Here is a 23,079-nt window from a genome sequence, read left to right on the forward strand (position 1 = left end):
CACTGCACGCCGCGTGACTCGGCGAGCCCCGGTCTGTCAGGCCGGGGCTTTTTCGTGGGCGTCCCGCTCTTCCTGGGTCAACTCCTCGATCAGCAACTGCGCCACCGGCGACAGCGCCGCGCCATGGCGGGTAATCAGTTCGTACGGCTCGCTGGCGTTGCGTAGCTGCACCGGCAGGATGCAGGTCATGCCGAAGCCGGTGCAGAAGCGCGCCACGTCGATGGACAGCAGGGCGACGAAGCTGGGGTTCTTCTGCAGCAACGCGAGGGTAGTGAAGGCCGAGGTGGTTTCCAGCAGGTGCAGCGGGAAATGCAGGCCGGCGTCATGGAACTCACGCTCCAGGGTCACCCGCATCGGCATGTTCGCCGAATAGACGACCCAGCGGCAGTCGGCCAACTCCTTCAGCTCCAGACGGCTGCGATCCGCCAGGGGGTGCGCGCGGTTGGCCACCACCGCCAGGGTTTCCTCGCGGATAGGGCGACTGTCGTACAACTCGGGCTGGCGACTGATGCTGGTGCGGCAGACGGCGAGGTCCAGGCGGCCGTGATCGAGCAGCTTCAAGAGCCGCGCACTGGTGTCCTCGACGATCTCCACGGAGAGGGTGGGGCAGCGCTCCAGCAGACGGCTCAGGGCATCGCCCAGGTAGGGCACCGCGCCCATGATGGTGCCCACGGCCAGACGGCCGCCATGGCCCTGGAGGATGCCGATCATCTCGTCGCGCAGATGCCCGAGGTCCGTCTGGATCAGGCGCGCATAGCGAATCGCGCAATGCCCCAGGTCGTTGGGCTCCAAACCCCGGTTGGTGCGCACGAAGAGGGTGGTGCCGAAGGTCGCCTCGATTTCCTGCAGGGCCTTGGTCGCGCCCGGTTGGCTGATGGCGACCTGTTCAGCCGCCTTGATCAGCGATCCCTGGTCACCCAGGGCGATCAGCAGGCGCAGTTGCTTGAGACGCAGGCGGGCGAGGATGGAGTTGATGGAGGGGAGCATCGCTATAGCCTCTGGTTATATTTCTATCAGGTGCTCTCATTAGGCAGGGACGCCCACGGTCGGTAGTGTCCGGGCGGAACACGCGGCTCCGCGCGTCCGGTCCTGCCGGGCATCCTACCCAAGCGTGGACGCTCCAGCTATTACAAGAACGATCCAGGAGTCCCCATGGCCCTCATCAATTACCTCACCCAGGTGCAATTCGATTTCGGTGCTATCAGCCTGCTTCAGGCCGAGTGCGAACGCCTCGGTATCCGCCGGCCGATGCTGGTCACCGACGCCGGCGTGCGCGCCGTGGGTATCGTCGACCGCGTCCTGGCGCAGCTCGCCGACCCGACCGCGGTGCAGGTGTTCGACCAGACGCCGCCCAACCCCAACGAGGGCGCGGTACGTGCCGCGGCGGCGATGTACCGCGAGGGGGGCTTCGACGGCATCATTGCCGTCGGTGGTGGTTCCTCCATCGACCTGGCCAAGGGCGTGGCGGTGTGCGGAACGCATGAGGGGCCGCTCAAGCAGTTCGCGGTGATCGAGGGCGGCATGGCGCGCATCACCTCGGCTGTCGCGCCGGTGATCGCAATTCCCACCACCGCCGGCACGGGCAGCGAGGTGGGTCGCGGGGCGATCCTGATTCTCGATGACGGGCGCAAGGTGGGCGTGCTCTCGCCCTATCTGATCCCGCGCCTGGCGATCTGCGATCCGGAATTGACCCTCGGTCTCCCGGCGCTGCTCACCGCGGCCACCGGCATGGACGCCATCGCTCACTGCATGGAAACCTTCATGGCGCCGGCGTTCAACCCGCCGGCCGACGGTATCGCCCTCGACGGCCTGCGGCGCGCCTGGGCACACATCGAGCGCGCCACCCGTGAGCCGGGCGATCGCGAAGCGCGGCTGAACATGATGAGCGCCTCGATGCAGGGCGCCATGGCCTTCCAGAAAGGCCTGGGTTGCGTGCACAGCCTCAGCCACGCGCTGGGCGGCATCAACCCGCGCTTGCACCACGGCACCCTCAACGCGATTTTCCTGCCGGCGGTCATCGCCTTCAACGCCGAAGCGCCGAGCATGCGCAGCGAGCACAAGCTGGCACGCATGGCGCAGGCCATGGGGTTGGCCGATGCCGAGGCGATCATCCCGGCGATTCGCCAGATGAACGAGCGCCTGGGCCTGCCGTCGGGACTGGCCCAGTTGGAGGTCGACCCGGGCCTGTTCCCGCGCATCGTCAGCGGTGCGCTGGCCGATCACAGCCACAAGACCAATCCGCGCGACGCCAGTGCCGAGGACTACATGCGGATGCTCGAAGCCTCCCTGTAAAGTAAGCGGATCGCGGGCGCCACGCGGGCGCCCGGCATTCATTCGAGGAGGACGACATGGATCTGGGAATCGCCGGACGCTGGGCGCTGGTTTGCGCCGCCAGCAAGGGGCTGGGGCGGGGCTGCGCCGAGGCGCTGGCCCACGAGGGCGTCAACCTGGTGCTCAACGCCCGCGGCGTGCAGGCGCTGGAAGACACCGCCGCCGCGCTGCGCCAGGCGCATCCGGACATCGAAGTGCGCTGCGTAGCCGGCGACATCACCGACGCGGAGGTCCGCCAGCGGGCCCTGGCCGCGGCGCCGCACATCGACATCCTGGTGAACAACGCCGGCGGTCCGCCGCCCGGCGACTTCCGCGACTGGGGTCGTGAGGCCTGGCTGGCGGCGCTGGATGCCAACATGCTCACGCCGATCGAGCTGATCAAGGCCTGCGTCGACGACATGGCCGCACGGGGCTTCGGCCGGGTGGTGAACATCACCTCCGGTGCGGTGAAGGCGCCGATCGACATCCTGGGTCTGTCCAACGGCGCGCGCAGCGGGCTCACCGGCTTCGTCGCGGGGCTGGCTCGGCAACCGCGCCTGGCCGGACGCAACGTCACGATCAACAACCTGCTGCCGGGCGCCTTCGATACCGAGCGACTGCAGAAGACCCTGAGTGCGGCGGCGGATAAGAGCGGCCGCGCGCCCAGTGAGATCGCCGCCGAACGCAGTGCGTCGATTCCCGCCGCTCGCTTCGGCTCGGCCGAGGAGTTCGGCGCCTTCTGCGCCTTCATCTGCAGCGCCCACGCCGGTTACCTGACCGGGCAGAACCTGCTGCTCGATGGCGGCGCCTATCCGGGCGTGCATTAAGGCCGCGCAACGCGTAGGTTCGGACCTTCCAGTCCTAGACGCAGGGAGGTTCGTGCCATGTCACCGAATCCAGCCGTAGTCATCGTCACCGGAGGCAGTCGGGGCATCGGCCGGAGTATCGTCGAGCGCCTGTGGCGCGATGGCTATGCCGTGCTGTTCACCCATTCGGCCTCCGATGACGAGGCTGCTCAAGTCGAAGCCAATGCCCGCGAAGACGGCGCTCCTGCCGTTCGCGGGTTGCGTCTCGACGTCACCGAGGTTGACGCGCCGACACGCTTGTTCGATGCCGCCGAAGCGATGGGCGATGTCGTCGGGTTGGTGAATAACGCCGGTGTCACCGGGCGTCTCGGGCGTCTGGAGGACCTGCGTGACGAGACCCTGCAGCGACTCCTGGCGGTGAATCTGGAGGCACCCGCGAGGCTCTGCCGCGAGGCTGCACGACGCTGGAAAGGGGGTGGCCGCAATCGCAATATCGTCAATCTGTCGTCCGTAGCCGCCCGCACGGGGTCGCCGGGAGAATACGTGGTCTACGCGGCGACCAAGGCCGCTATCGAGACCTTGAGCCAGGGTTTGGCGCGTGAGCTGGCGGACAGCAACGTGCGGGTCAACGCCGTTTCACCCGGCACCGTGGATACCGGCATCCATGCCCGCGCCGGCGAGCCGGGCCGCGCTTGGCGAGTCGCCCAGCGCATACCGCTGGGCCGTCCGGGGCGCGCGGAGGAAGTCGCCAATGCCGTGGCCTGGCTGCTCAGCGACGAGTCCGCGTATGTCACAGGCAGCGTGTTGAGCGTGACCGGTGGCCTTTAACGACCGAGAAACACCTGCCCCAGGTGCTCGCGATAACGGACGATGTCTCGCTCGATGTCGGGCTGCTTGATCACGTCGGTGCAGAGGAAGCTCGGCAGGCGGCTCATGCCGAGGAATTCGTTGGCCTTGTGGAACGGGAAGTACACCGCGTCCACGCCCTTGCCTTCGAAGAAGTCGCTCGGGTCGTCGAATGCCTGCTGCGGCGCGTTCCAGGTCAGCGACAGCAGGTAGCGCTTGCCTTGCAGCAAGCCGCCGCTACCGTACTTCTGCGAGGCATCCGAACGGGTGCGGCCATCGTTGGCGTAGAGGCTGCCGTGCCCGGCGGTGAAGACCTCGTCCAGGTAGCGTTTGACGGTCCACGGCGCGCCCATCCACCAGCCGGGCATCTGGTAGATCACGGCGTCGGCCCAGAGAAACTTCTGCACCTCTTCGTTCGTATCGTAGCCACTGTCGATATGCGTGGCCTGGATGTCGAAACCGGCATGGTCGAGGAAGGAGAGGGCCGTTTCATGCAGGGTGGTGTTGTAGCGGCCATTGGAGTGGCCGAACTGCTTGCCGCCATCGAGCAACAGGATCTTTTTCATCGCGCAACCTTCGCGTCAATTGCAAAGCGCGCAGGGTAGAGGCTCCGCTGGCCTGGAAAAAGCCGGCGTCAGGCAAAGGATCTTTGCTGAAAAGTCACTAATGTAGACCGGTATCAGAATGAGACCCGGCCCAGGAGCATGTCCCGATACATGACGAAGTCACCGGCCAGCGAATACAGCGGATGACGAAAGGTCGCCGGGCGATTGTGTTCGTAGAAGAAGTGGCCGACCCAGGCGAACCCGTAGCCGGCCACCGGCAACAGCCAGAGCAGTGACCAGGCACCGCTGGCCAGGGCGCCGACGAACAGGGCGATGACCAGGCTGGTGCCGGCGAAGTGCAGGCGCCGGCAGGTCGGGTCGCGGTGCTCGTTCAGGTAGTAGGGATAGAAATCGCGGAACCGGGTGAATTCTTGTGTGGCCGTCATTGGGCTGCCCTCGGTCGTCGGTGGGCAGAGTATAGGAGAGCCGGTGCAGGGCGATCCGGCCAACCCGCGCGCGAGTCCAGCCACCCGGTGACTCAGGCGGGCAACGGCAGCTCGCCGTCGACCTCGAACCGTTGCACGGGAAAGCGATGCACCTGCGCGACCCCGGCCTGTTTGAAGGCCACCTCATCGGCCGTGGTTTCGCAAAACCACTGGCTCATCTCCCGCGGGTGGTTCTCGCTGAACGCTTCTGGGGCGAACAGTCCCACGCACAGGCCGTCCTGCGGATCGCGCGCGGAGCGGTACTGGAAAGCGACCACCCCGGCTTCGCGCATGGCGCTGCCGAGCGTCTGGCAGGCTCGGTAATCGCGCGGATCGGTGAGCGCCGCACGGTAGGTGTCGAACGGCGCACGCTGCAGTCGTACGCCCTTGTCCGTGGCGTAGGCCGCCCTGAACAGGGTGTGCTGCGTGTGCATGGCGCGTTTGCCGGGGGCGGCGTCCATCGAATACCAGAACAGCGCCCGGTAATAGGCAGACTCGGCGAGCGTGGTCGTCACGCTGGCGCCGCCGTAGAAGAGGCTGGGTTCATGGGTGCCGCCGAAGCGCGAGCCCCATTTCAGCGGCGGATAGCGAAACGGCGTGCGCAGCAGGTAATGCAGCTCCGAGCCGTCGGCCGGGTAGGGGGGCTTGGCCTGTTCGAGCATGGACTCGAGCAGGGCCTGTTCTTCCAGCGTATCCACGAAACCCAGGGTGGCGACCTGCTCCTGGCTCTCCACCAGCCGCCAGAGCTGGCCACGCAGGACGCCAATCTGTCGCAAACCTTCGCACGCCTGCCAGATCATCAGAGCTTGCCACGGATCGCGTCGGTGAATTGCAGCACGTTGACCAGGCCCTGGATGCTGCCGATCTGCTCGACCGGCACCCCGCCGGTGACCCGGTTGGGGGTGCGCATGAAATGCTCCATCCAATCCCGGTCCCCACCGGTGAGGGAGAACACCGCGCGGGCCAGACGAATCAGCAGCAACGCCAGCTCGCCCTGCTTGGAGTCCGGCGCCAGGCTGGGATTGCTCTTCAAGCGACTGATCGCCGTACGGTGCAGGCCCAGCACCCGAGCCAGCTCGGCCTGTTTGAGACCGAGCTGGTCCGCCGCGTTGAGCAGCGCCTTGGCGAGCACCGCATCGGCGCGGGGTTGTTCCTTGGCAAGCGCAGACATAGCCACCTCCCGTGTTCGATTTGCACCAATTATAGCCATTTAGTGCAATATGAACAGGGCGGTGACTGGCCTCACTGTACGAAGGTCGCTCCGCGCGTATTCACGAACAACGAGTAGATGGCGTGACTGCTGGCCATGAACAGCCGGTTGCCCTGGTCTCCCCCGAAGCACAGGTTGGCGCAGCGTTCGGGCAGGTGGATGTGGCCGATCGCCTTGCCCTGGGTATTGAACACGCGCACGCCGTCGAGCACCTCCGGATTCGCCTCGGGAGACCCACTGCTGCCCCAGCCGCACCACAGGTTGCCGGCTTCGTCGCACTTGATGCCGTCCAGCGCACCGTATTCGGTGGCCTCGATGTGCTTGCGTCGTGCGCCCAGGCTGCCGTCGTCGTTGACCGTGTAGGCCCACACCAAGCGGTTGGGCTTGGCGCGCCCCTCGACGATGTAGAAGGTCTTCTCGTCCGGCGAGAAGCACAGCCCATTGGGTCCGTTGAGGTCGTCGATCACACGGGTGACCTGCAGCGAATCGCCGTCGATGCGGTACACCGCGTGCGGTAGCTCGGGGGTGATCTTGTGCCCCTCGTAGAAGTTGCCGGTCTGGAACGGCGGATCGGTGAACCAGATTGAGCCGTCACGCTTGACCACCACGTCGTTGGGCGAGTTGAAGCGCTTGCCCTGGTAGTTGTCGGCCAGCACGGTGATGCTGCCATCGTGCTCGGTACGGGTGACCCGACGCCCGACGTCCTGGGTGGTCGAACCTTCGCAGGCGATCAGGCGTCCCTGGCCATCGCGCGCCAGACCGTTGGAGTGGTTGGCGTGTTCGCGGTAGACGCCCAGTGACTGGCTGATCTCGTCCCAGCGCACGATGCGGTTGTTGGGAATGTCGCTGAGCAGCAGGTAGCGGCCATCGCCGACCCACACCGGACCTTCCGCCCAGCGCAGGCCATCGGCGAGTTTCTCCACGCTGGCGTTGAACAGGCGCAGATCGAGAAAGGCATCGTCCAGCACCCGCACGGCCGGATCGGGGTAGCGCGCATTGAGCGTTTCCACCGCCGCCGAAACGCGCGGCAGCAGGGCGCCGCCAGCGAGCGCAGCGGAACAGGCGAGGGATTTCTTGAGGAAACGGCGACGAGAATCGTCGGGACGGCGTGCATCGTTCATGGCGTATCCTTCGTTGTTATTGTTGGGGCCGGTCACCGCAAGGCGACCTGCAACACGCTACAAGATGTACGACGACATTGGAATATCCTCTCGACCCTGAACGCGAATGAACCCTGAATCGCCCGTAATAGAGGTGATTGGCCACTCGACGTTTCGGCAAGTTGTATGATGAAACCTGCTTTTTTAACCCCGTCCCGGAGACAGCATGCGCAAGAAGAAACCCCTCGACCCCCAACGCCAGGCCGAAAAGAACCGCGCCCACCGCATCGGCTGGCTGATCGCGCTGACCGGTATCGTCGTGGGGTTTGCCTGGTTGAGCGTGGGCCGTTGAGCGGGACCCGAGGTCATCAGGCCGTGTGACTGGTGGCTGCGCGAGGCGGAGCTGCAACCGTCGAGCGGTCGCTCGATAGGCGCCTGAGCAGCAACTGCTGGAGATCTTCCAGGCAATCCTGCAGCGGCGTGTCGTTGGTCGGGGAGGCCTCCAGCAGGCGCAATGCCTGTTCCGCCACCTGGCGCAGGCGGAGGGACGAGCAAGGGCGTGCGAGTTGGCGGGCGAGGGCGGCTTCGAGCAGTTGCCGATAGCGTTGGGCATATTCGTTCAGCGTGCTGCGGGCCGGCTCGGGCAGGTGACGGGCCTCGACCTGAGCGAGGATGCACCAGTGCCGATTACGCGCCTGGAACTGCAGGTGATGCTCGAGAAGGGCCTGCAAGCGTTCGCCTGCCGGCGTGTGCCTAAGGCGCCGTCCGGCGCCGTCCAGCAGGCGTTCGAAACCCTCTTCGACGAGCTCCTGCAGCAGCGCCTCCTTGCTGGGAAAATGGGCGTACAGGGAGCCGGCCTGCAGTCCGACGGCTTGCCCCAGCTGGCGCAGGCTCACGGCATGGTAGCCGCGCTCGGCGAACAACTGCGCGGCGCATTCGATCAACTGGGTGCGCGCAGGCTGCAGGGCCGGTTGCATCAGCCGTTTTCCAGGATGCGGCGGGCGCGCAGGATCACCGGCAGGTCGATCAGCTTGCCGTTGAGGCTAAGCGCGCCCACGCCGTCGTGGGCGTCGACGGCATCGATCACCGCACCTGCCCAGTCCAGCTCGGCGGTACTCGGGCGAAAGCCGGCATTGATCGCCTCGACCTGCTTCGGGTGCACGCACAGCTTGCCGCCAAACCCCAGCAGACGCGCGCGCTGCACGTCCGCCGCCAACCGCTGGGCATCCGCCAGGTCTACGGTGACGCCATCCACCGGTGGCGCGATACGTGCCAGCGCCGAAGCCAGCACCAGCCGTGAGCGGGCGTAGAGCAACTCGTCGCCATCGCCGATGATGCCGGTGTCCACCTGGAAATCCACCGAGCCGAAGGCCAGGCAGGCCACTTTCGGCGCGCTGGCCAGTGCTTCGGCATGGGCTATGCCCTGGGCGCTCTCGACGATCGGCAGGATGCGCAGATCCCCGGGGAGGCGCTCGGCCAGGCGAGCGATCTGCTCCGCGCTTTCCGCCTTCGGCAGCGACACGCCAAGCAGGCCGGGTTCGTCGAGCAGGCTGCAGTCCTCGGCGTGCCAGGTGGTATCGCTGCCATTGAGGCGTACCCAGGCGCGTCCACCGCCGCGCAGCCAGGTACGGATCGCCTCGCGGGCGGAGGATTTGTTGGCGGGGGCGACGGCGTCCTCGAGATCGAGGATCACTACATCGGCACCGGCCGCGCAGGCTTTGTCGAAGCGTTCAGGGCGTTCGCCAGGGACGAACAGGTACGAGCGGGCAGCCATTGCTGGGCCTCCAGGTTTTTCGTCAGGGTGGGTTCTACGAGCGACTGCGCAACTCAGCCGGAGTCGGGCGCTATGCCGGGGCGTCGGGCGAGATGACCAAGGACCAATGCCACCAGCGTCAGCAGCCCGCCGAACAGCGCATAGCCGGCGGCCAGGGACCCGCTGGCACGGGCCAGCAAGGCGAACGCCGGCGGCCCGGCGACCACGCCGAAGTAGGTGAAGAACAAGGTTCCGCCGGTGACCTGCCCGGCGCTTCCGGGTGGCGCCAGCCGAGCCACCTCGGCAAGGTAGACGCCGTTCCAGCCGATCGCCGTGGCGCCAAAGGCCGCGCTGACCAGCGCCACCAGTAACAGCGGCCAGTCGGGCTGGAAGGCGGCCGTGAGCAGCGACGCAACCGCCATCGCCAACGCCAGCAGCGGCAGCAACCGGCGCGGTGCCAGCCAGCGGTCGGCGATCCAGCCCCAGAGCAGGCGCCCGGCCATGCCGGCGCCGAGGGTCAGGGAGAGCAGCAGGCCTGCTCCGACCAGATCGAGACCGTAGTCCTGGGTCAGGTAGGTCACCAGGTAGGTGGTCAGGCACAGCTGCATGGCGCCGAAGAAGAACGAGCACAGCGCCAGATCGCGCAGGCGGCGTTGCGCGAAGATCAATGCCAGGGGGCGCAGGGGCGCGCGACCGAGCGGCCGGCTCGGATCGCGATCGTCATCGAAGGCCGCGCGCAGCGGCTGGGCCAGCGCAGCCATCGCCAGGCACGCCACGGCGACCATCGCGCATGCGCTCTGCCAGTCGAATGCACCGACCAATCCGGGCACCGCGGCACCAGCCAATGCACCGCCCAGCGGTACGCCGGTCTGTTTGAGGGAGAACATGAAGCCCATCAGATGCGCCGGCGTGGTGCGCGCAAGAACGTGCGAGCTGGCTGGCGTCACCGGGCCGTAGCCCAGGCCCAGCAACAGACCGCTGGCGACCATCGCCGGCAGACTGCCGAGCGCGGCCAGCAAGAGCCCCGCGGCGCCCATGGCCAGGCACAGCTGGCTGACACGAATCGCCCCCAGGCGCAGGATCCAGGCGCCGCTGAGCAGGCTGGAAAGCATCGCCGCCAGATAGATCAGCGCCACGTACAAACCGATCCAGGCGGGGTCGGCGCCCAGTCCGGCGGCCGCCTCGGGCGCCAGCACCGGGACCGTGAGCGCGGCCATGGAGATCAGCGCCTGCATGGCCAGGGTGATCGCCAGGGGCAGCAGTCCGTTCATGCATCCTGTCCTTGCCAGGCCAGGCGCTGGGTCACGGCGTAGACGAAGCGCTCGCCGGGGTGGATGTTCACCGCCACCTCTAGCAGTTCGCCGTTGGCGTAGTACTTGCGCAGGATGCGCAGCCCCGGCGCACCCTCGGCGACTTCCAGTTGACGCGCGTCGGCGGCGTCGATGGTCACCGCGCTGATCTCCTGGCGCACTTCGTCCACGGTCATGCGGTAACGCCGTTGCAGCAGGTCGTAGAGGGGCGTGCGGCCATCGTCCAGGTCCTCGACCACGCCTCGGTAGGCGCGCGGGATGAACACCGTCGTGCAGGCCAGCGGCAGGTTGTCGTCCGCGCGCCGCCGCATGCCGTCGATCTGCAGCCAGAGTTGCCCGGGCTTGCACTCCAGGATTTCGGCCAGACCTTCATCGGCGGCCAGTTCCCGGTGTTCGCCGATCTCCAGACGGACCTCGCGTACGTATTGGTGCAGGTCGGAAATGCCCTCGCTGGTCTGCACGTAGCGCTGGCTCGCCTGGGTCGCCTTGACCCGGCTGCCCACGCCCTGCTGCTTGACGATCAAGCCCAGCTCGCTGAGCCGACGAATCGCCTCGCGCACCGTATGGCGACTCACGTTGAACTGCTCGCACAGCTCGAACTCGGTGGGCAGCAGGCTGCCCACCGCGTAACGCCCGGCCCGGATGTCGTCGATCAGTGCCTGCGCCAGCAGCAGATAGCGGGGCTGGCTGGCGGACAACAGGGGGGGCATACCTGCACTCATGTTTACATCGCTCCTGCGCGTTTGCCGGCGGGCACCTGGCGCAGCGGATCGAGCAGCGATCCATTGTGCGCGCCCAGGCGTGGGGCCGGCTGGTTGGGTAGACGCTCGCCCGGACAGCGGATAGGGCAAGCCAGCGTCTCGATGGTACCGCGGACCGGATGCTCGACCTCGAAGATCAGTCCTTGCTCGCGGGCGAACGGGTTATCCAGCGCCTGCGCGACGTCGTTGACCGGCGCCGCTGGCACCTGGCCGGCGAAACGCTCCAGCCAGTAGGCCGTGGATTGTTGCATGAGCACCGCATCGAGCTCGTCGGTGAGTTCGTCGCGGTGCGCCAGGCGTGCCTTGAAGTTACAGAAGCGCGGGTCCTGCGCCCACTCCGGCTTGCCGATGCGCTCGGCCAGCACGCCCCAGAACTTCTCCTTGTTGCACATGATGAACATCCAGCCATCGGCGGTGCGATAGAGCTGGCTGGGGGTCAGCGAGGGGTGTGCCGAGCGCGGCGTGCGGCTGGTCTTCACCCCCTCGTTGAGGTACCAGGTGCCCAGGTAGTTGAGGTTGTGCATGGCCACGTCGTAGAGGCTCACGTCGATGTCCCGGCCACGCCCGCTGGCGCGCGCGCCGAGCACCGCGGAGACCAGCGCCAGGGCGGCGGTGGTGCCGGTCATCATGTCGATGATCGACAGCCCGAAGCGCGCCGGCGGCCCGCCGGGTTCGCCGGTCAGCGAGCAATAGCCGGCCTCGGCCTGCATCAGGTAGTCGTAGCCCGGCCAGGCCTTGCGCGCACCTTCGCGGCCATAGGCGGAGAGATGGCAACAGACCAGCGCCGGATTGTGTTCGGCGAGCTGCGCGTAGGTCAGCCCGAGTTTTTCCGGCAGGTCGCCGCGCAGGTTGTCGTAGAGCGCGTCGGCGTCCTTGAGCAGCTCGATCAGCAAGGTCTTGTCGGCCGGGTCCTTGAGGTCGAGGGTGACGCTCTTCTTGTTGCGGTTGAAGGACTGGTAGAAGTGGCTGTCGCCCTCTTCGAAATAATAGGGACCGACATGCCGGCCGACTTCGCCCCCATCGCGGGGGTTCTCCACCTTGATGACCTCGGCACCGAGGTCGGCCAGATGCTGGGTGCCGAACGGGCCGGCACCGTACTGTTCGACGGCGACGATGCGCACGCCTTCGAGGGGCAGGCTCATACGGGGTTCCTCTGTACCAGTTGCTTGGCGATGATGATGCGTTGCATCTCGTTGGTGCCCTCACCGATGGTCAGCAGCGGGGCGTCGCGGAACAGGCGCTCGACGTTGTATTCCTTCGAGTAGCCGTAGCCGCCGTGAATGCGCATGCAATCGGTGGCGTTCTCCAGCGCCGCCTCGGTGGCGAAGTACTTGGCCATGCCGGCCTCCATGTCACAGCGCTCGCCCTTGTCGTAGGCGTCTGCGGCGGACTCGGTGAGCAGGCGTGCGGCCTCCACGCGGGTGGCCATCTCGCCCAGCTTGAGCTGGATCGCCTGGTGCTCGCAGATCGGCTTGCCGAAGGTCTTGCGCACCTGGGCATAGGCGGTCGCCTCCTGCAACGCGGCGCGCGCCACGCCGACACCCCGCGCGGCGACGTTGATGCGGCCCAGCTCCAGGCCCGATAGCACCTGCTTCAGGCCCACCCCTTCGACGCCACCGATCAGGCAATCGACCGGCACCTTGAAGTCCTCGAACACCAGTTCGCAGGTATCGATGCCGCGGTAGCCGAGCTTCTCCAGCTTGCGCGCCACCTTGAAGCCCGGCCCCTTTTCGGCGATCAACCAGCTCATGCCCTTGTGGCGCGGCTCGGCGGTCGGGTCCGTCTTCACCAGCAGCGCCACCACGCCGCCGTGCAGGCTGTTGGTGATCCAGGTCTTGGCGCCGTTGACCCGGTAGTGGTCGCCTTCGCGGCGCGCGGTGGTGCGGATCGCCTGCAGATCGGTACCGGCATCCGGCTCGGTGAAGCCCACCGCGCCGCGCAGTTCGCCACAGGCCATGCGTGGCAGGAAGCGATCCTTCTGCGCTTCGGTACCGTGGCGCTGAATGGCCGAGGCCATGATCAGGTGCGAGTTGATGATCCCCGACAGCGACATCCACACGCAGGAAATACGCTCGACGATCTTCGCGTAGGTGGCCGTGGATAGGCCCAGGCCGCCGTACTCCGGGGCGATGATGCAGCCGAACAGGCCCATCGCCTTCATTTTCTCGACCATCTCCTCGGGGTAGATGTCGTTCTTCTCCAACTCATGCACGAACGGCCTGACCTCGCTTTCGAGGAAGCGGTCCAGGGCGTCGAGGATCATGCTTTCCTGTTCGTCGTATTCGCTCATGGCGATCTCTCCGGAAATGTTCGAGGGTTTCAGCCGGCGGCGGCCAGGCTGCGGGAAAGGTGGCGGGCGCTGCCCGCGTCCAGGTTCAGTACGGCGTCGAGGATCGCCTCGGCGCGCTGGCGGGCCACGGCGGTGGCGGCGTTCTCATGGAATTTCGCGACGATCTCCGCGTTGCTCAGCGGTCGGTCGGCAGCGCCACGGTTGATCGCTTCGCGATGGTGCAGCACGCGGCCGTCCGCCAGGGTCACGACGACCTCGCCGGAGTAGTGCCGCGGGAAGCCCGAGTCGGGATCGACCTCGTAGTGGATCTTCTCCATCAGATCGAGGGCGGCGGGATCGGTGAACGCCACGGCATCCAGGTCCGGCAGGCCGAAGCGACCGCGCAGCAGACCGCTGGCGACGGCGTAGGGCACGCTGAACTGCGCCTCGTAGCTGTTCGCCGGTCGGCGCTTGGCGGCCAGCGGCTCGCAGACGATGGCGACGGTCTCAGCGGGCACGCGTGCCACGACCCGCAGGATGTCCGTGGCACGTACGCCCTGGTCGTGGAGGACCGCCGCCGAGTCGGCGACCGCGTGGGTGAAGTGGCAGGCCGGCACCGGCTTCACGGAAACCGCAGCCACTTCCCAGGTGCCCCCCAGACCCTCGGTAGCCAAGGCGTAGTCGCACTCTGCCTCGCGCTCGCCCAGGTGGCTCTTGAACAGTCCGAAACGCCCCTCGTAGACGGCTGCCGGGCCACTGAAACCGTGGCGCGCGAGCGTGGCGGCGGTGAGCCCGGCAACGCCGGCCCAGCCGGGATGCATGCGCTTGGTCCAGGCACCGTCTTCGAGAAACTCCAGGCTGCCGGACGCGGTGCTCAGGGCGATGCCCTGGGTCATCGCCAGTTGCGCGGCGGTCTGGTTCTGCAGCTTGCCGGCGATCAGCGCACAGCCGAACGCGCCGATCAGCCCGGTGGGATGGAAACCCACCTGGTGAAAACCGCCCTTGGCGACGGCGCCCAGGCGGGTCGCCACTTCCAGGCCGAGCACGTAGGCGGTGAGCAAGTCGCGGCCGCTGGCCTGGTAGCGCGCAGCGATGCCCAGGGCTGCCGGCAGGCAACTGGCCGTGGCATGGATCACGCCGCGCCCATGGGTATCGTCATAGTCCAGACCGTGCACCAGCACGCCATTGAGCAGGATCGCATCACGTAACGAGAGTTTGGCCGAGAGGCCGATCACGTCGCTGTCGCCTTCGCCGAGTTCGCGGGCCGCGCTCAGGCTGCGCTGGGCGAACTCGTAGCCGGTGGAGGCCAGCGCGATGCCTACGGCGTCGAGGATCAGGTGCTTGGCCCGTTCACGGATGTCCTGGGGGATGTCGTCGTAGCGCAACTGCTCGGCGAAGTCGGCTAGGGTCACTGCAATCGGGGGAGTCGAGGCATTCATTGTTGTTGTCCTCTGGAGTTCTAGTTGACCAGCGCCAGGGAGATGGCCGGCACGAAGGTGATCAGCCCAAGGCCCAGCAGGCGCAGGCCGTAGAAGGGCGCAACGCCCCGCGCCACCTCGTGTACCGGCTGCTTGGAGATGCCGGCCATGACGAACAGGTTGAGGCCGATGGGCGGGGTGAGGGTGGCGATCTCGACGTTGGCGACCATGATCACCGCGAAGTGCAGCGGGTTGATGCCCAGGTGGGTGGCGATGGGGAACAACAGCGGCGCGGTCAGCACGATCATCGCGATGCCATCGAGGAACATGCCCAGTACCAGCAGGATGAGGTTGGCCATGATCAGGAACTGCCAGGGACTCAGTTCCATGGCGCTGACCGCCGCCACCAGGTTCGCCGACACGCCCATACGTGCCAGCGCGAAGCCGATCAGGCTGCCCCCCATGACCACCGCGAAGATCATGGTGGTCTGCAGCAGGGAGTCGCGGGCCACGTCCCAGATGCCGCCGAGGCTCACGCTGCGGTAGACCACCAGGCAGAGGAAGGCCGCATAGAGCGCGGCGAACGCCGAGACTTCGGTGGGCGTGAGCAAGCCGGTGTAGATGCTGCCGAGGATCAGCACTGGCATCAGCAGCGCGGCACCGGCTCCCGGCAGGCGGCGACCGAAACCGCTCCAGTCCGGGCGCTGCGCCTTGGCGCCGTAGCCGGCGCGACGTGAGAAGAACACCACGGCGATCATCAGCAGGCAGGCTTCCATCAATCCCGGCAGCACGCCGGCGATGAACAGCTGATCGACCGGCAGGCCGACGATCGAGCCGATCAGGATGAAGCCCAGCGAGGGCGGAATCATCAGGCCGAGGGTGCCCCCCACCGCGACCACCGCTGCGGAGAAGCGCGGCGGGTAGTTTTCCTTGGTCAGGCCGCCGACGGTGGAGGCGCCGATCGCCGCGGCGGAGCCCACGCTGGAGCCGGATACGGCGGCGAAGAACACGCTGGCGATCATTGCCGTCAGCGCCAGGCCACCCCTTACCGCGCGCACCAGGCTGCCAACCAGCTGGATGAGCAATTCGGCGATGTTGCCGCGCATCATCAGATTGCCGGCGAGCACGAACATCGGAATCGCCATCAGTGGGTAGCTGTTCACCGACTTGAACGCGGTCTGGGCGATCACCGTGGTCGGCACGCCGGCCACGAAGAGGATCAGACCGGTGGTGACCAGGCCGAGCGCGACGGCCACATGGGTGCCGATGGCCAGGAACAGCAGCATCGTCAGCAGGGCGAGTAACAACAGCATGGCGATGCTCCTAGAGTTGCGAGCCGGTGATCTCGCCATTGCCGAACGGGTCGCGGCCACGCAGGGCAAGCAGCAGACAGCGCAGGTAGTAGGCGAAGAACAGCAGGGCGCCGATGGGCATGACCATGAACAACGCCCACAGCGGCAGGTCGAGGTTCGATTCGGTCATCATGCCCATCGTCCAGTAGCGGTGGACCTGCGGCAGCGAGGCGTAGAACAGCAGGCCGCAGAAGCTCAGGCCGACCAGCGAGGCCAGCACGTGGCAGGCCCGCTTGAGCGCCGGAGGCAGGCGCTCGACCAGCAGTTCGGTGCGGATGTGATGCCCACTACGGCCGGTGATGCCCAGGGTGAGGAAGAACGCCCAGACCATCAGGTAGCGCACACCTTCCTCCGCCCAGAAGGCGCTGCTGCCGACCAGCGTGCGCGAAAGTCCTTCGAAGGCCATCACGCCGATGGAGGCGAGGAACATCACGGTGGCGACGTTGAGCAACACCTTGCGCTCGAACAGCCACCAGAGGCTGCGACGCGCCTCGACGGCCGGCTGCGCCGGACGTTGCGTCGTCGACGTCGACGGGGCCGGCTGCGCGTGGGCATTCATTGCACGCACCTCGACTGGATGGCCTGCATCGCCGGCAGCACGTCAGGATGTTCCGTGGCGAAGCTCTGCTTGTTCGCTTCGGAAAGGCTCTTCCAGCGGGCGATCTCCGCCGCGTCCGCCGTATGGAACTGCGCGCCCTGGGCGGTCATCTTGTCGATCAGCTTCTGGTCTTCGACCACCACCTCCTTCCACTGGCGGGCGACGATCTCGTCCATGCTGGTGGTGATGGCGTCCTGTTCGGACTGGGGCAGGGCATCGAACCAGACCTTGTCGACCACCACGGCGTAGGTGGTCAGCGAGAAGTTGGGAACGTACCAGCCGTACTGGCCGGTCTTGCCGATCATTTCCGCCCAACCGGCGGCCGAGGTGAAGACCCCGTCGATGGCGCCCTGGCCGAGCGCGCTGCTCATTTCCGAGGCCGGCATCGATACCGGGCTGGCGCCGAGGGCGCGGATGGTGTCGAGGAACACGCGGCCGCCGATCACGCGGATCTTGGTGCCCTTGACGTCCTCCAGCTTGCGCACGTCGTGCTTGGAGAAGATGAAGAACAGGTCCGCCGCGCGCAGCAGACCGAGGATCTTCAGGTTGCGCGGCTCGACATAGGAGGACATCAGCTCGGTGAGCCCCTTGGCGTAGCAGCGGTTGTTCATCAAGTCGTCGGTGAGCGTGAAGGGCAGGTTGATCGCGCCCAGCCGGGGATCGATGGTCTCGATGCGTACCGACACCGGCCAGACCATCTGTACCGCGCCGGTGCCCAGTGCGGCCAGGGCGTCCTGGTCGTTGTAGAGTTGTGCGGCGGGGAAGACCTTGACCTCCAGCTCGCCGTTGGTGCGCTTGGCCACCTGTTCGGCGAACTGGTTCATGTAGCCGGTCTTCCAGTGGTTGGCGGCCACCTCGTTGGGTAGAACCAGTTCCTCCGCGTGCACGGCAGGTAGTGCGGCCAGGGCGAAGGATGCGGCGGATGCCGCGATGAAACGCGTGAGCATGGACATGGTGTTTCCTCGTATTTGTTGTTGTTGAGGAATTGCAGTGCAGCGTCAGCGGTATAAGGGGCGGGCGCCCCAATGGCGAATCAGTAGCCGGCTGCCTCGTCGAGGGTATTGCCCTCGCGCATCTGGATCAGCACGTTGCGTTCGAAGGTCATGAACACCGTGCCGTCGGCCTTCTTGCCCACGGTCTTGACGGTGACGATGCCCTGGTTGGGCCGCGAGCGAGAGGCACGCTTGTCGAGCACTTCAGACTCGGCGTAAATGGTGTCGCCAGGGAATACCGGCGCAGTGAGGGAAATGTCCTTCCAGCCCAGGTTGGCGATGGCCTTGCCGGAAACGTCGGGCACGGTCATCCCCAGCACGATGGCGACGGTCAGCCCGCTGTTCACCAGCGGCCGGCCGAATTCGCTCTTGGCGGCGTAGGCGGCGTCGCAGTGCATCGGGTGGAGGTTCATGGTGAGCAGCGAGAACTGGATGTTGTCCGTCTCGGTGATGGTCCGCCCCGGGCGGTGCTCGTAGACGTCGCCAATCTCGAAGTCTTCGAAATAGCGGCCGATCTGCCCGCGATAGCGCTGCTCGCCGATCTGCTTGAGGCTCATGTCGATCTCCGTTTTTATGTTTGTTGTTCGGATGTCATGTTGTCCGTACAACTGAATTTAGGAGACCGATCGGTCAGGGTCAATCGATTTTTCTGCGTGACTGTGGCCAGGGAACTCGTGATGCATGATGCAGCCGCTCTGGCTTGCGCCTTGGCCGCGATGGAACAGCGACGAAATATTTTCAGCAAGGGCAGCTTGCGCCACCAACGGTCGCACGCGCCCGCGCCGTCGCACGGCGTACAATGCGCCACCACCGACCCACTGGAACGCTCCATGCCCACCTACGACTACCGCTGCGAAGCCAACGGCGAGGTTTACGAAGTCCGCCATTCGATGAGCCTGAACCCCAGGACCTGGGGTGAGCTACGCGCTGCCGGCGCCGTACCGGCAGATCCGGCGATCGCCGATGACGCACCGGTGAGCCGCCTGCTCAGTGCCGCGGGTGTGGTCAACAGCCGCGCGCTGAAGAACCCCGAGGCGCCGGCCTGCGCGCGGGGCGGGTGCGCCGGCAACTGCGTCTGAGCGTCAGCTTTGGCGCGGACGGATGCTCAGGCCGATCAGGCGCGTGACTACCAGTGCGATGTACATCACCCCGGCGAACTGTTCGAGCATCACCAGTGCGCGAGCGAAGGGTCTGATCGGCGTAATGTCGCTCAGACCCACGCCGGACAGGATCGAGACGCTGAGGAACAGCAATTCCACCCAGGAGCGCGGGGCAGCGGCATCGACCGCGGCGGTGAAGCTGCCCGGGCTCAGTTGCTGGCAGACGGAAAAGGCGTGGGCAAAGCCCCAGGCCAGCAAGGTGAAGGTGGTACCCACCGCGAACAACTCGTCGGTGGTCGCGCGCTGGTCTTCCATCATGTAGGCGATTAGGCTGCCTGCCGCGTAGAAATAGAACAGCGATTCCAGTGTGGCGAGGGTGATGGCCATGGCCGCGCTGTCATTGAGCTCCACCGCCACCGTGAGCAACAGGATGCACGCCGCCAGGCTGAAGGCTACCCACTGGATGGTCGGACTGCTGCGCACCATGCGCAGCGACATCACCAGCACCACGATGCCGAACGCCCCGACGATGGCGCGTCCCTCCGGCAACTGCTCCATCATCGGATAGAGCACGATGCCCAGTAGCTGAACGAACAACAGGCTGGCGGAGGGATAGCGGATCAGATAGCGGTGAGCGCTGAGCATGCGGGCCGAGTCCGGGTGGAATGGCCGGCCATTCTGCCGCAACTGCCCTTCAGGCGAACACGAAATACTTGCGCACCGTCTCCACCACTTCCCAGGTGCCCTTCATGCCGGGCTCGACCACGAAGATGTCGCCGGCTTTCAGGTGGATGGGCTCCATGCCGTCCGGGGTGATGATGCAGTAGCCTTCCTGGAAGTGGCAGTACTCCCACTTCACGTACTCCACGCGCCATTTGCCGGGCGTGCAGATCCAGGTACCCATAATCTTGCTGCCGTCCTCGGAGGTGTAGGCGTTGAGGTTGACGGTGTGCGGATCGCCCTCGATGCGCTCCCACTTACAGGCGTCGACGACGGGCATCGGCTGGGTATCACGTAGGACGGTGACGGGTTTGTTAGCCATGACGGGCTCCGGGGTGGCGGGAAAGGACGCTCACCATAGAGGCCGCCGCAGAGGCTCGATTGTCTGCCATCGACCTCGGGGTAGTCGTTTGCGCTATGGCTTCAACTGTCGGGTGTCTTCAACCTCAGGCGATCACGCCCGCTCCGCTGGGAGGCATGGTGCGCCTCGTCGATCTCGGCCCGCAGCGCTCGGCGGCTGGGCGCAGAGCGCCGCGCCGATGCCCAGGTTCACGGGCCGTGGGAGAGGCCCGAGCGCGCGCTTGGAGGCCTTCGCCTCAAGGTCCGTCTGCGGAGGAACGCCAGTCGCCGTAAAAAATGCATCCATCACCTAAGCCTTCGTCTATGATGCGCCGCCGCCGAAAGGTCCCAGCCCAGCACCCGCTCAACATGTCCTCCAACGCCCTCTACACCGACCTGTCCGGTTATTACGACCTGATGTGCGCGGACATCGACTATCGCGCGCAAAGCCATTGCGTCGAGCGACTGCAGCGCCTGTTCGGTAATGGCGGCCGCCGCCACCTGGACCTCGCCTGTGGCACCGGCCCGCACGTGCGGCACTTCCTCGACATGGACTACCTCAGCGGCGGCCTGGACATCAACGCCCCGATGCTCGAACGCGCCGCCCAGCGCTGCCCCCAGGCGCGCTTCCTGCTGCAGGACATGTGCGCGTTCAGCCTGCCCGAGCCGGTGGACCTGGTGACCTGCTTCCTCTACTCGCTGCACTACAGCGGCAGTCTGGAGCGGTTGCGAGCCTGCATCGCCGCAGTCCACGGCGCGTTGTCCGAGGGCGGCGTATTCTGCTTCAACGCCGTCGACAAGCGGCGCATCGACAACGCGTCCTGCGTTTCCCACCGCGCGAGTCATGCCGACGGGCAGTTTCGCTTCAGTTCCGGCTGGTTCTATGCCGGTGAGGGCGAGCGGCAGTCGCTACGCCTGCGCATCGAGCGCACCCAGGCGCAGCGGACCCAGGTCTGGCATGACGAGCATCCGATGGTGGCGGTGAGCTTCGACGAACTGCAGGCCCTCCTGGCGCCGGCTTTCGAGGTGCATGTGCTGGCTCACGACTACGAGCGGTTGCTGCCCTGGGACGGTGAGGCGGGCAATGCGTTATTCGTCTGCGTGCGGAAGTAGCGCTCAGTGCAATGCGCGCGAAGGCAGTCGCTCGTCCAGCACCAGCAGCGCCTGTTCGGCCAGCGCATCGAGATGGCGATCGCGCAGCGTCTCGGCCTGCTGCATGGCGCGCTGACCGTGCTGCTTGAGCAGGTAGGCGTGGATCTGCCGGACCTCGGTCGAGGCGAAGACCGGCGCCAGGTCCTGTACGGCGACCATGCCGTTGGAGCGATAACCGAGGCTGTTCATCAGCACCTGGGAGCCCCGTGCTTGCAGCACCTGCAGGCCGAGCGCCTCGAACAACGGCACCTGGCTTGCCACGCAGGCCAGCTCCAGGTGCGGGCGTTGTTCGGTCACTCGCTGCAGCAGTGCCCTGCCAATGCCCTGGCGGCGCCGCTCGGCGCGTACCGCCAGGTAGGCGAGGGTGCAGGCCTCGGAATCGTCCGGACTCGGCAGGTAAAGGGCGAAACCCAGCACCTGCGCCGGGTCCTCGTCGTCCAGCGCCAGGAGCAACTGGGCCGGTCCGTCGTTGGCGCCATTCATCGCCTGCAGATACAGATGCACCTCGTAGCCGATCACGTACTGGTACAGCTGATACAGCGGATTGCTCGCCACCAGCGGCACCGGGCTGAGATCGCCGAAGTAGTCCACCACCATCTGCAGCACCTGGCTCTTCAAGGACTCGGGTGGCGGACTGTTGAGGTGGGAGAGGGTGAACATCGCTGTCTGAACTCCAAAACGTTGGAGCGAGGAGTGTAACGCCCTGAACCCGTGCATGCTCCTGCTCAGGCGATCGACACCACGCGCCGCCGCCCATGATGGGAAGCGCCTGCGCCGTCGACGGCACTGAAGTCAGTCGCGTGTTGGACACGTTCTGATGCGGTGATCGGTATGCACGAATCCCGGAAGGGCCGCGCGCTGTATTTGGAGCGTCACGCCAATCGCTCTTCGAGAGTTCCTGTCCGACGCTACAGTAACGTTACTGATAGGTCTTCTCGCCCCCGCTATAGACTGCGGCCCAGCCTCAGTGCGCTCGCCCACATAAAGTGCTGTGTGGCGCAGTCACGCTATTCAGCGATAAGGCAAGTTCAGTCACACGGCATGCGCACCGTTTTTCCATGTAAGGATGCAGAGGAAATACATGCCATGACTGATGCACACGTGCAGTGCGTTGGACCGGATCGCGTTGACGCAGAAGACGTCAAGGATGCCCGGGACGCATTACTGAACAGCGAAGCGTTTCGGAAGTCGCCGCGTATGGCGCGACTACTCGACTACCTGGTCGAGCAAGCGCTCCGAGAAAGCGCGCGAGACACCAGCGAATACGCTATTGGCATGGCGGTGTTCGATCGAGATCCGCTGAGCTACAGCCCAGGTGATGACCCAATTGTGCGGGTGCAAATAGGCCGCTTACGCGCCAAGTTGAAAAGCTATTACGCCTCCATCGGGCAGGACGCCAGCCTGGAAGTCGTGGTGCCGATGGGTAGCTACATGCCACTGTTTCGCCGCAGGAGTTCTCTGGGTTGCACCACTGCCACTATCCCTGCCGCGTTCGCCATCTGCCCATTCCGGTGCGTGTCCCCCCATGCGCAATGGCAACGCTTTGCCGTCGGCTTGCACGAAGAACTTACCCACTTGCTGTACAAGAACCTGGACCGCCGCATCATCATCGAGTCGACGGACAGCAATCAGGCGAACGAGCGCTTGGGCCACCGACTGGAGGGTAGCGTGCTCGTCGACGCCGAGCGAATTCGTGCGTCCGTGCGCCTGATCGAGATACAGAGCGGCTGCGTCGCGTGGTCGGAACAGTTCGACGGCGCCGCCTATTTAGCGATTAGCCATCAAGCCGCCATGGCCTCGTCCATCTGCAGCGCCCTTCAGCGCTTCCTCAATGGCCCTCATCACGGAAGGCCGTGTCTGCACCTCTGAGGGGGTTACGGTAACGCTACTTATGGCGCCGCATGAGCGCTTGATAGGGTCACTTCCGAGTCGTCGGCAGAGGCCTGCACCGCAAAGCCCCGCCCGAGGCTTAGTCGCCAGCCGAGCGCGATGGACGGCTGGCAACCCCTAATG

At 66.0% G+C, this 23,079-nt stretch carries 27 protein-coding genes; 7 read left to right on the forward strand and 20 right to left on the reverse strand.

Annotated elements, in window-relative coordinates; all coding sequences use genetic code 11:
- Positions 1-36: 36 nt before the first annotated feature.
- Positions 37-987 (reverse strand): LysR family transcriptional regulator, encoded by a 951-nt coding sequence (locus tag ACYRGX_RS13950; protein ID WP_473053067.1) that lies wholly within the window; start codon positions 985-987, stop codon positions 37-39.
- 165 nt (positions 988-1,152) lie between these two features.
- On the opposite strand from ACYRGX_RS13950, the gene ACYRGX_RS13955 reads away from it, so the two are divergent.
- Genes ACYRGX_RS13955 through ACYRGX_RS13965 form a run of 3 tightly spaced genes read left to right on the forward strand, consistent with a single transcriptional unit; the run spans position 1,153 to position 3,944 of the window.
- On the forward strand, positions 1,153-2,292 hold the full coding sequence (locus tag ACYRGX_RS13955) for an iron-containing alcohol dehydrogenase (RefSeq protein ID WP_473053068.1): 1,140 nt from the start codon (positions 1,153-1,155) through the stop codon (positions 2,290-2,292).
- A gap of 56 nt (positions 2,293-2,348) precedes the next feature.
- Entirely contained in the window at positions 2,349-3,137 is a 789-nt protein-coding gene (locus ACYRGX_RS13960) for an SDR family oxidoreductase (RefSeq protein WP_473053069.1), read from the forward strand.
- Positions 3,138-3,194: 57 nt separating this feature from the next.
- A complete protein-coding gene (locus ACYRGX_RS13965; protein ID WP_473053070.1) occupies positions 3,195-3,944 on the forward strand; it encodes an SDR family NAD(P)-dependent oxidoreductase in 750 nt (249 codons plus the stop codon).
- Here ACYRGX_RS13965 and mdaB read toward each other — a convergent pair.
- The 5 genes from mdaB to ACYRGX_RS13990 all read right to left on the reverse strand — a co-directional run bounded on the left by mdaB (position 3,941) and on the right by ACYRGX_RS13990 (position 7,323).
- Entirely contained in the window at positions 3,941-4,528 is a 588-nt protein-coding gene (gene mdaB / locus ACYRGX_RS13970; protein WP_473053071.1) for an NADPH:quinone oxidoreductase MdaB, read from the reverse strand. The two genes, ACYRGX_RS13965 and mdaB, sit on opposite strands and share 4 nt — an antisense overlap.
- A gap of 113 nt (positions 4,529-4,641) precedes the next feature.
- A complete protein-coding gene (locus ACYRGX_RS13975) occupies positions 4,642-4,953 on the reverse strand; it encodes an Mpo1-like protein (RefSeq protein WP_473053072.1) in 312 nt (103 codons plus the stop codon).
- A 92-nt stretch (positions 4,954-5,045) separates the two neighbouring features.
- Positions 5,046-5,792 carry an RES family NAD+ phosphorylase gene (locus tag ACYRGX_RS13980; protein WP_473053073.1) on the reverse strand — a complete coding sequence of 249 codons (747 nt, stop codon included), beginning with the start codon at positions 5,790-5,792 and terminating at the stop codon, positions 5,046-5,048.
- The gene (locus ACYRGX_RS13985) at positions 5,792-6,163 is read right to left on the reverse strand and encodes an MbcA/ParS/Xre antitoxin family protein (RefSeq protein WP_473053074.1); all 372 of its coding nucleotides are present in this window, start codon (positions 6,161-6,163) and stop codon (positions 5,792-5,794) included. Before ACYRGX_RS13985 ends, ACYRGX_RS13980 begins: the two co-directional genes overlap by 1 nt.
- 71 nt (positions 6,164-6,234) lie before the next feature.
- Positions 6,235-7,323 carry an SMP-30/gluconolactonase/LRE family protein gene (locus tag ACYRGX_RS13990; protein ID WP_473053075.1) on the reverse strand — a complete coding sequence of 363 codons (1,089 nt, stop codon included), beginning with the start codon at positions 7,321-7,323 and terminating at the stop codon, positions 6,235-6,237.
- Between the two features lie 205 nt (positions 7,324-7,528).
- Here ACYRGX_RS13990 and ACYRGX_RS13995 point away from each other — a divergent pair, with 205 nt between their 5' ends.
- A complete protein-coding gene (locus ACYRGX_RS13995) occupies positions 7,529-7,654 on the forward strand; it encodes a hypothetical protein (protein WP_473053076.1) in 126 nt (41 codons plus the stop codon).
- Positions 7,655-7,670: 16 nt separating this feature from the next.
- Here the strand turns inward: ACYRGX_RS13995 and ACYRGX_RS14000 are convergent, their stop codons facing one another.
- The 11 genes from ACYRGX_RS14000 to ACYRGX_RS14050 all read right to left on the reverse strand — a co-directional run bounded on the left by ACYRGX_RS14000 (position 7,671) and on the right by ACYRGX_RS14050 (position 18,312).
- Positions 7,671-8,279: a TetR/AcrR family transcriptional regulator gene (locus ACYRGX_RS14000; protein WP_473053077.1), complete on the reverse strand. Its 609-nt coding sequence runs from the start codon at positions 8,277-8,279 to the stop codon at positions 7,671-7,673.
- A complete protein-coding gene (locus tag ACYRGX_RS14005) occupies positions 8,279-9,076 on the reverse strand; it encodes an HpcH/HpaI aldolase/citrate lyase family protein (protein ID WP_473053078.1) in 798 nt (265 codons plus the stop codon). The genes ACYRGX_RS14000 and ACYRGX_RS14005 overlap by 1 nt, the downstream gene beginning before the upstream one ends.
- A 53-nt stretch (positions 9,077-9,129) precedes the next feature.
- Entirely contained in the window at positions 9,130-10,326 is a 1,197-nt protein-coding gene (locus ACYRGX_RS14010; protein WP_473053079.1) for an MFS transporter, read from the reverse strand.
- On the reverse strand, positions 10,323-11,075 hold the full coding sequence (locus tag ACYRGX_RS14015; RefSeq protein WP_473053080.1) for a GntR family transcriptional regulator: 753 nt from the start codon (positions 11,073-11,075) through the stop codon (positions 10,323-10,325). Before ACYRGX_RS14015 ends, ACYRGX_RS14010 begins: the two co-directional genes overlap by 4 nt.
- A 14-nt stretch (positions 11,076-11,089) precedes the next feature.
- On the reverse strand, positions 11,090-12,268 hold the full coding sequence (locus tag ACYRGX_RS14020) for a CaiB/BaiF CoA transferase family protein (protein WP_473053081.1): 1,179 nt from the start codon (positions 12,266-12,268) through the stop codon (positions 11,090-11,092).
- On the reverse strand, positions 12,265-13,416 hold the full coding sequence (locus tag ACYRGX_RS14025; RefSeq protein ID WP_473053082.1) for an acyl-CoA dehydrogenase family protein: 1,152 nt from the start codon (positions 13,414-13,416) through the stop codon (positions 12,265-12,267). The genes ACYRGX_RS14020 and ACYRGX_RS14025 overlap by 4 nt, the downstream gene beginning before the upstream one ends.
- A 29-nt stretch (positions 13,417-13,445) precedes the next feature.
- On the reverse strand, positions 13,446-14,834 hold the full coding sequence (locus ACYRGX_RS14030) for an MmgE/PrpD family protein (protein WP_473053083.1): 1,389 nt from the start codon (positions 14,832-14,834) through the stop codon (positions 13,446-13,448).
- Positions 14,835-14,854: 20 nt separating this feature from the next.
- Positions 14,855-16,126, reverse strand: coding sequence for a TRAP transporter large permease (locus ACYRGX_RS14035; protein ID WP_473053084.1), 1,272 nt, complete (start codon positions 16,124-16,126; stop codon positions 14,855-14,857).
- A gap of 10 nt (positions 16,127-16,136) precedes the next feature.
- Positions 16,137-16,724 (reverse strand): TRAP transporter small permease, encoded by a 588-nt coding sequence (locus ACYRGX_RS14040; protein ID WP_473053085.1) that lies wholly within the window; start codon positions 16,722-16,724, stop codon positions 16,137-16,139.
- The gene (gene dctP / locus ACYRGX_RS14045; RefSeq protein WP_473053086.1) at positions 16,721-17,716 is read right to left on the reverse strand and encodes a TRAP transporter substrate-binding protein DctP; all 996 of its coding nucleotides are present in this window, start codon (positions 17,714-17,716) and stop codon (positions 16,721-16,723) included. The genes ACYRGX_RS14040 and dctP overlap by 4 nt, the downstream gene beginning before the upstream one ends.
- An 80-nt stretch (positions 17,717-17,796) precedes the next feature.
- Complete coding sequence (locus ACYRGX_RS14050; RefSeq protein WP_473053087.1) at positions 17,797-18,312, reverse strand: MaoC family dehydratase; 516 nt, start codon at positions 18,310-18,312, stop codon at positions 17,797-17,799.
- Between the two features lie 273 nt (positions 18,313-18,585).
- Between ACYRGX_RS14050 and ACYRGX_RS14055 the strand changes: the two genes are divergently transcribed.
- Complete coding sequence (locus tag ACYRGX_RS14055; RefSeq protein ID WP_473053088.1) at positions 18,586-18,834, forward strand: FmdB family zinc ribbon protein; 249 nt, start codon at positions 18,586-18,588, stop codon at positions 18,832-18,834.
- Between the two features lie 3 nt (positions 18,835-18,837).
- Here ACYRGX_RS14055 and ACYRGX_RS14060 read toward each other — a convergent pair whose 3' ends face one another.
- Both ACYRGX_RS14060 and ACYRGX_RS14065 read right to left on the reverse strand, forming a co-directional pair.
- Entirely contained in the window at positions 18,838-19,500 is a 663-nt protein-coding gene (locus tag ACYRGX_RS14060; protein WP_473053089.1) for an ion channel, read from the reverse strand.
- A 49-nt stretch (positions 19,501-19,549) separates the two neighbouring features.
- The gene (locus ACYRGX_RS14065; RefSeq protein WP_473053090.1) at positions 19,550-19,897 is read right to left on the reverse strand and encodes a cupin domain-containing protein; all 348 of its coding nucleotides are present in this window, start codon (positions 19,895-19,897) and stop codon (positions 19,550-19,552) included.
- A gap of 386 nt (positions 19,898-20,283) precedes the next feature.
- Between ACYRGX_RS14065 and ACYRGX_RS14070 the strand changes: the two genes are divergently transcribed.
- Positions 20,284-21,027: a class I SAM-dependent DNA methyltransferase gene (locus ACYRGX_RS14070; RefSeq protein ID WP_473053091.1), complete on the forward strand. Its 744-nt coding sequence runs from the start codon at positions 20,284-20,286 to the stop codon at positions 21,025-21,027.
- A gap of 3 nt (positions 21,028-21,030) precedes the next feature.
- Here ACYRGX_RS14070 and ACYRGX_RS14075 read toward each other — a convergent pair whose 3' ends face one another.
- Positions 21,031-21,726, reverse strand: coding sequence for a GNAT family N-acetyltransferase (locus tag ACYRGX_RS14075; protein WP_473053092.1), 696 nt, complete (start codon positions 21,724-21,726; stop codon positions 21,031-21,033).
- A gap of 426 nt (positions 21,727-22,152) precedes the next feature.
- On the opposite strand from ACYRGX_RS14075, the gene ACYRGX_RS14080 reads away from it, so the two are divergent.
- Positions 22,153-22,935 carry a hypothetical protein gene (locus ACYRGX_RS14080; protein ID WP_473053093.1) on the forward strand — a complete coding sequence of 261 codons (783 nt, stop codon included), beginning with the start codon at positions 22,153-22,155 and terminating at the stop codon, positions 22,933-22,935.
- Positions 22,936-23,079: the final 144 nt, after the last annotated feature.

Source organism: Pseudomonas sp. R4-15 (assembly GCF_055768815.1).

Coding starts and splice junctions, on each gene's coding strand:
- ACYRGX_RS13950 (WP_473053067.1), bottom strand. CDS start 987: ATGCTCCCCTCCATCAACTCCATCCTCGCCCGCCTGCGTCTCAAGCAA.
- ACYRGX_RS13955 (WP_473053068.1), top strand. CDS start 1,153: ATGGCCCTCATCAATTACCTCACCCAGGTGCAATTCGATTTCGGTGCT.
- ACYRGX_RS13960 (WP_473053069.1), top strand. CDS start 2,349: ATGGATCTGGGAATCGCCGGACGCTGGGCGCTGGTTTGCGCCGCCAGC.
- ACYRGX_RS13965 (WP_473053070.1), top strand. CDS start 3,195: ATGTCACCGAATCCAGCCGTAGTCATCGTCACCGGAGGCAGTCGGGGC.
- mdaB (WP_473053071.1), bottom strand. CDS start 4,528: ATGAAAAAGATCCTGTTGCTCGATGGCGGCAAGCAGTTCGGCCACTCC.
- ACYRGX_RS13975 (WP_473053072.1), bottom strand. CDS start 4,953: ATGACGGCCACACAAGAATTCACCCGGTTCCGCGATTTCTATCCCTAC.
- ACYRGX_RS13980 (WP_473053073.1), bottom strand. CDS start 5,792: ATGATCTGGCAGGCGTGCGAAGGTTTGCGACAGATTGGCGTCCTGCGT.
- ACYRGX_RS13985 (WP_473053074.1), bottom strand. CDS start 6,163: ATGTCTGCGCTTGCCAAGGAACAACCCCGCGCCGATGCGGTGCTCGCC.
- ACYRGX_RS13990 (WP_473053075.1), bottom strand. CDS start 7,323: ATGAACGATGCACGCCGTCCCGACGATTCTCGTCGCCGTTTCCTCAAG.
- ACYRGX_RS13995 (WP_473053076.1), top strand. CDS start 7,529: ATGCGCAAGAAGAAACCCCTCGACCCCCAACGCCAGGCCGAAAAGAAC.
- ACYRGX_RS14000 (WP_473053077.1), bottom strand. CDS start 8,279: ATGCAACCGGCCCTGCAGCCTGCGCGCACCCAGTTGATCGAATGCGCC.
- ACYRGX_RS14005 (WP_473053078.1), bottom strand. CDS start 9,076: ATGGCTGCCCGCTCGTACCTGTTCGTCCCTGGCGAACGCCCTGAACGC.
- ACYRGX_RS14010 (WP_473053079.1), bottom strand. CDS start 10,326: ATGAACGGACTGCTGCCCCTGGCGATCACCCTGGCCATGCAGGCGCTG.
- ACYRGX_RS14015 (WP_473053080.1), bottom strand. CDS start 11,075: ATGCCCCCCCTGTTGTCCGCCAGCCAGCCCCGCTATCTGCTGCTGGCG.
- ACYRGX_RS14020 (WP_473053081.1), bottom strand. CDS start 12,268: ATGAGCCTGCCCCTCGAAGGCGTGCGCATCGTCGCCGTCGAACAGTAC.
- ACYRGX_RS14025 (WP_473053082.1), bottom strand. CDS start 13,416: ATGAGCGAATACGACGAACAGGAAAGCATGATCCTCGACGCCCTGGAC.
- ACYRGX_RS14030 (WP_473053083.1), bottom strand. CDS start 14,834: ATGAATGCCTCGACTCCCCCGATTGCAGTGACCCTAGCCGACTTCGCC.
- ACYRGX_RS14035 (WP_473053084.1), bottom strand. CDS start 16,126: ATGCTGTTGTTACTCGCCCTGCTGACGATGCTGCTGTTCCTGGCCATC.
- ACYRGX_RS14040 (WP_473053085.1), bottom strand. CDS start 16,724: ATGAATGCCCACGCGCAGCCGGCCCCGTCGACGTCGACGACGCAACGT.
- dctP (WP_473053086.1), bottom strand. CDS start 17,716: ATGTCCATGCTCACGCGTTTCATCGCGGCATCCGCCGCATCCTTCGCC.
- ACYRGX_RS14050 (WP_473053087.1), bottom strand. CDS start 18,312: ATGAGCCTCAAGCAGATCGGCGAGCAGCGCTATCGCGGGCAGATCGGC.
- ACYRGX_RS14055 (WP_473053088.1), top strand. CDS start 18,586: ATGCCCACCTACGACTACCGCTGCGAAGCCAACGGCGAGGTTTACGAA.
- ACYRGX_RS14060 (WP_473053089.1), bottom strand. CDS start 19,500: ATGCTCAGCGCTCACCGCTATCTGATCCGCTATCCCTCCGCCAGCCTG.
- ACYRGX_RS14065 (WP_473053090.1), bottom strand. CDS start 19,897: ATGGCTAACAAACCCGTCACCGTCCTACGTGATACCCAGCCGATGCCC.
- ACYRGX_RS14070 (WP_473053091.1), top strand. CDS start 20,284: ATGTCCTCCAACGCCCTCTACACCGACCTGTCCGGTTATTACGACCTG.
- ACYRGX_RS14075 (WP_473053092.1), bottom strand. CDS start 21,726: ATGTTCACCCTCTCCCACCTCAACAGTCCGCCACCCGAGTCCTTGAAG.
- ACYRGX_RS14080 (WP_473053093.1), top strand. CDS start 22,153: ATGACTGATGCACACGTGCAGTGCGTTGGACCGGATCGCGTTGACGCA.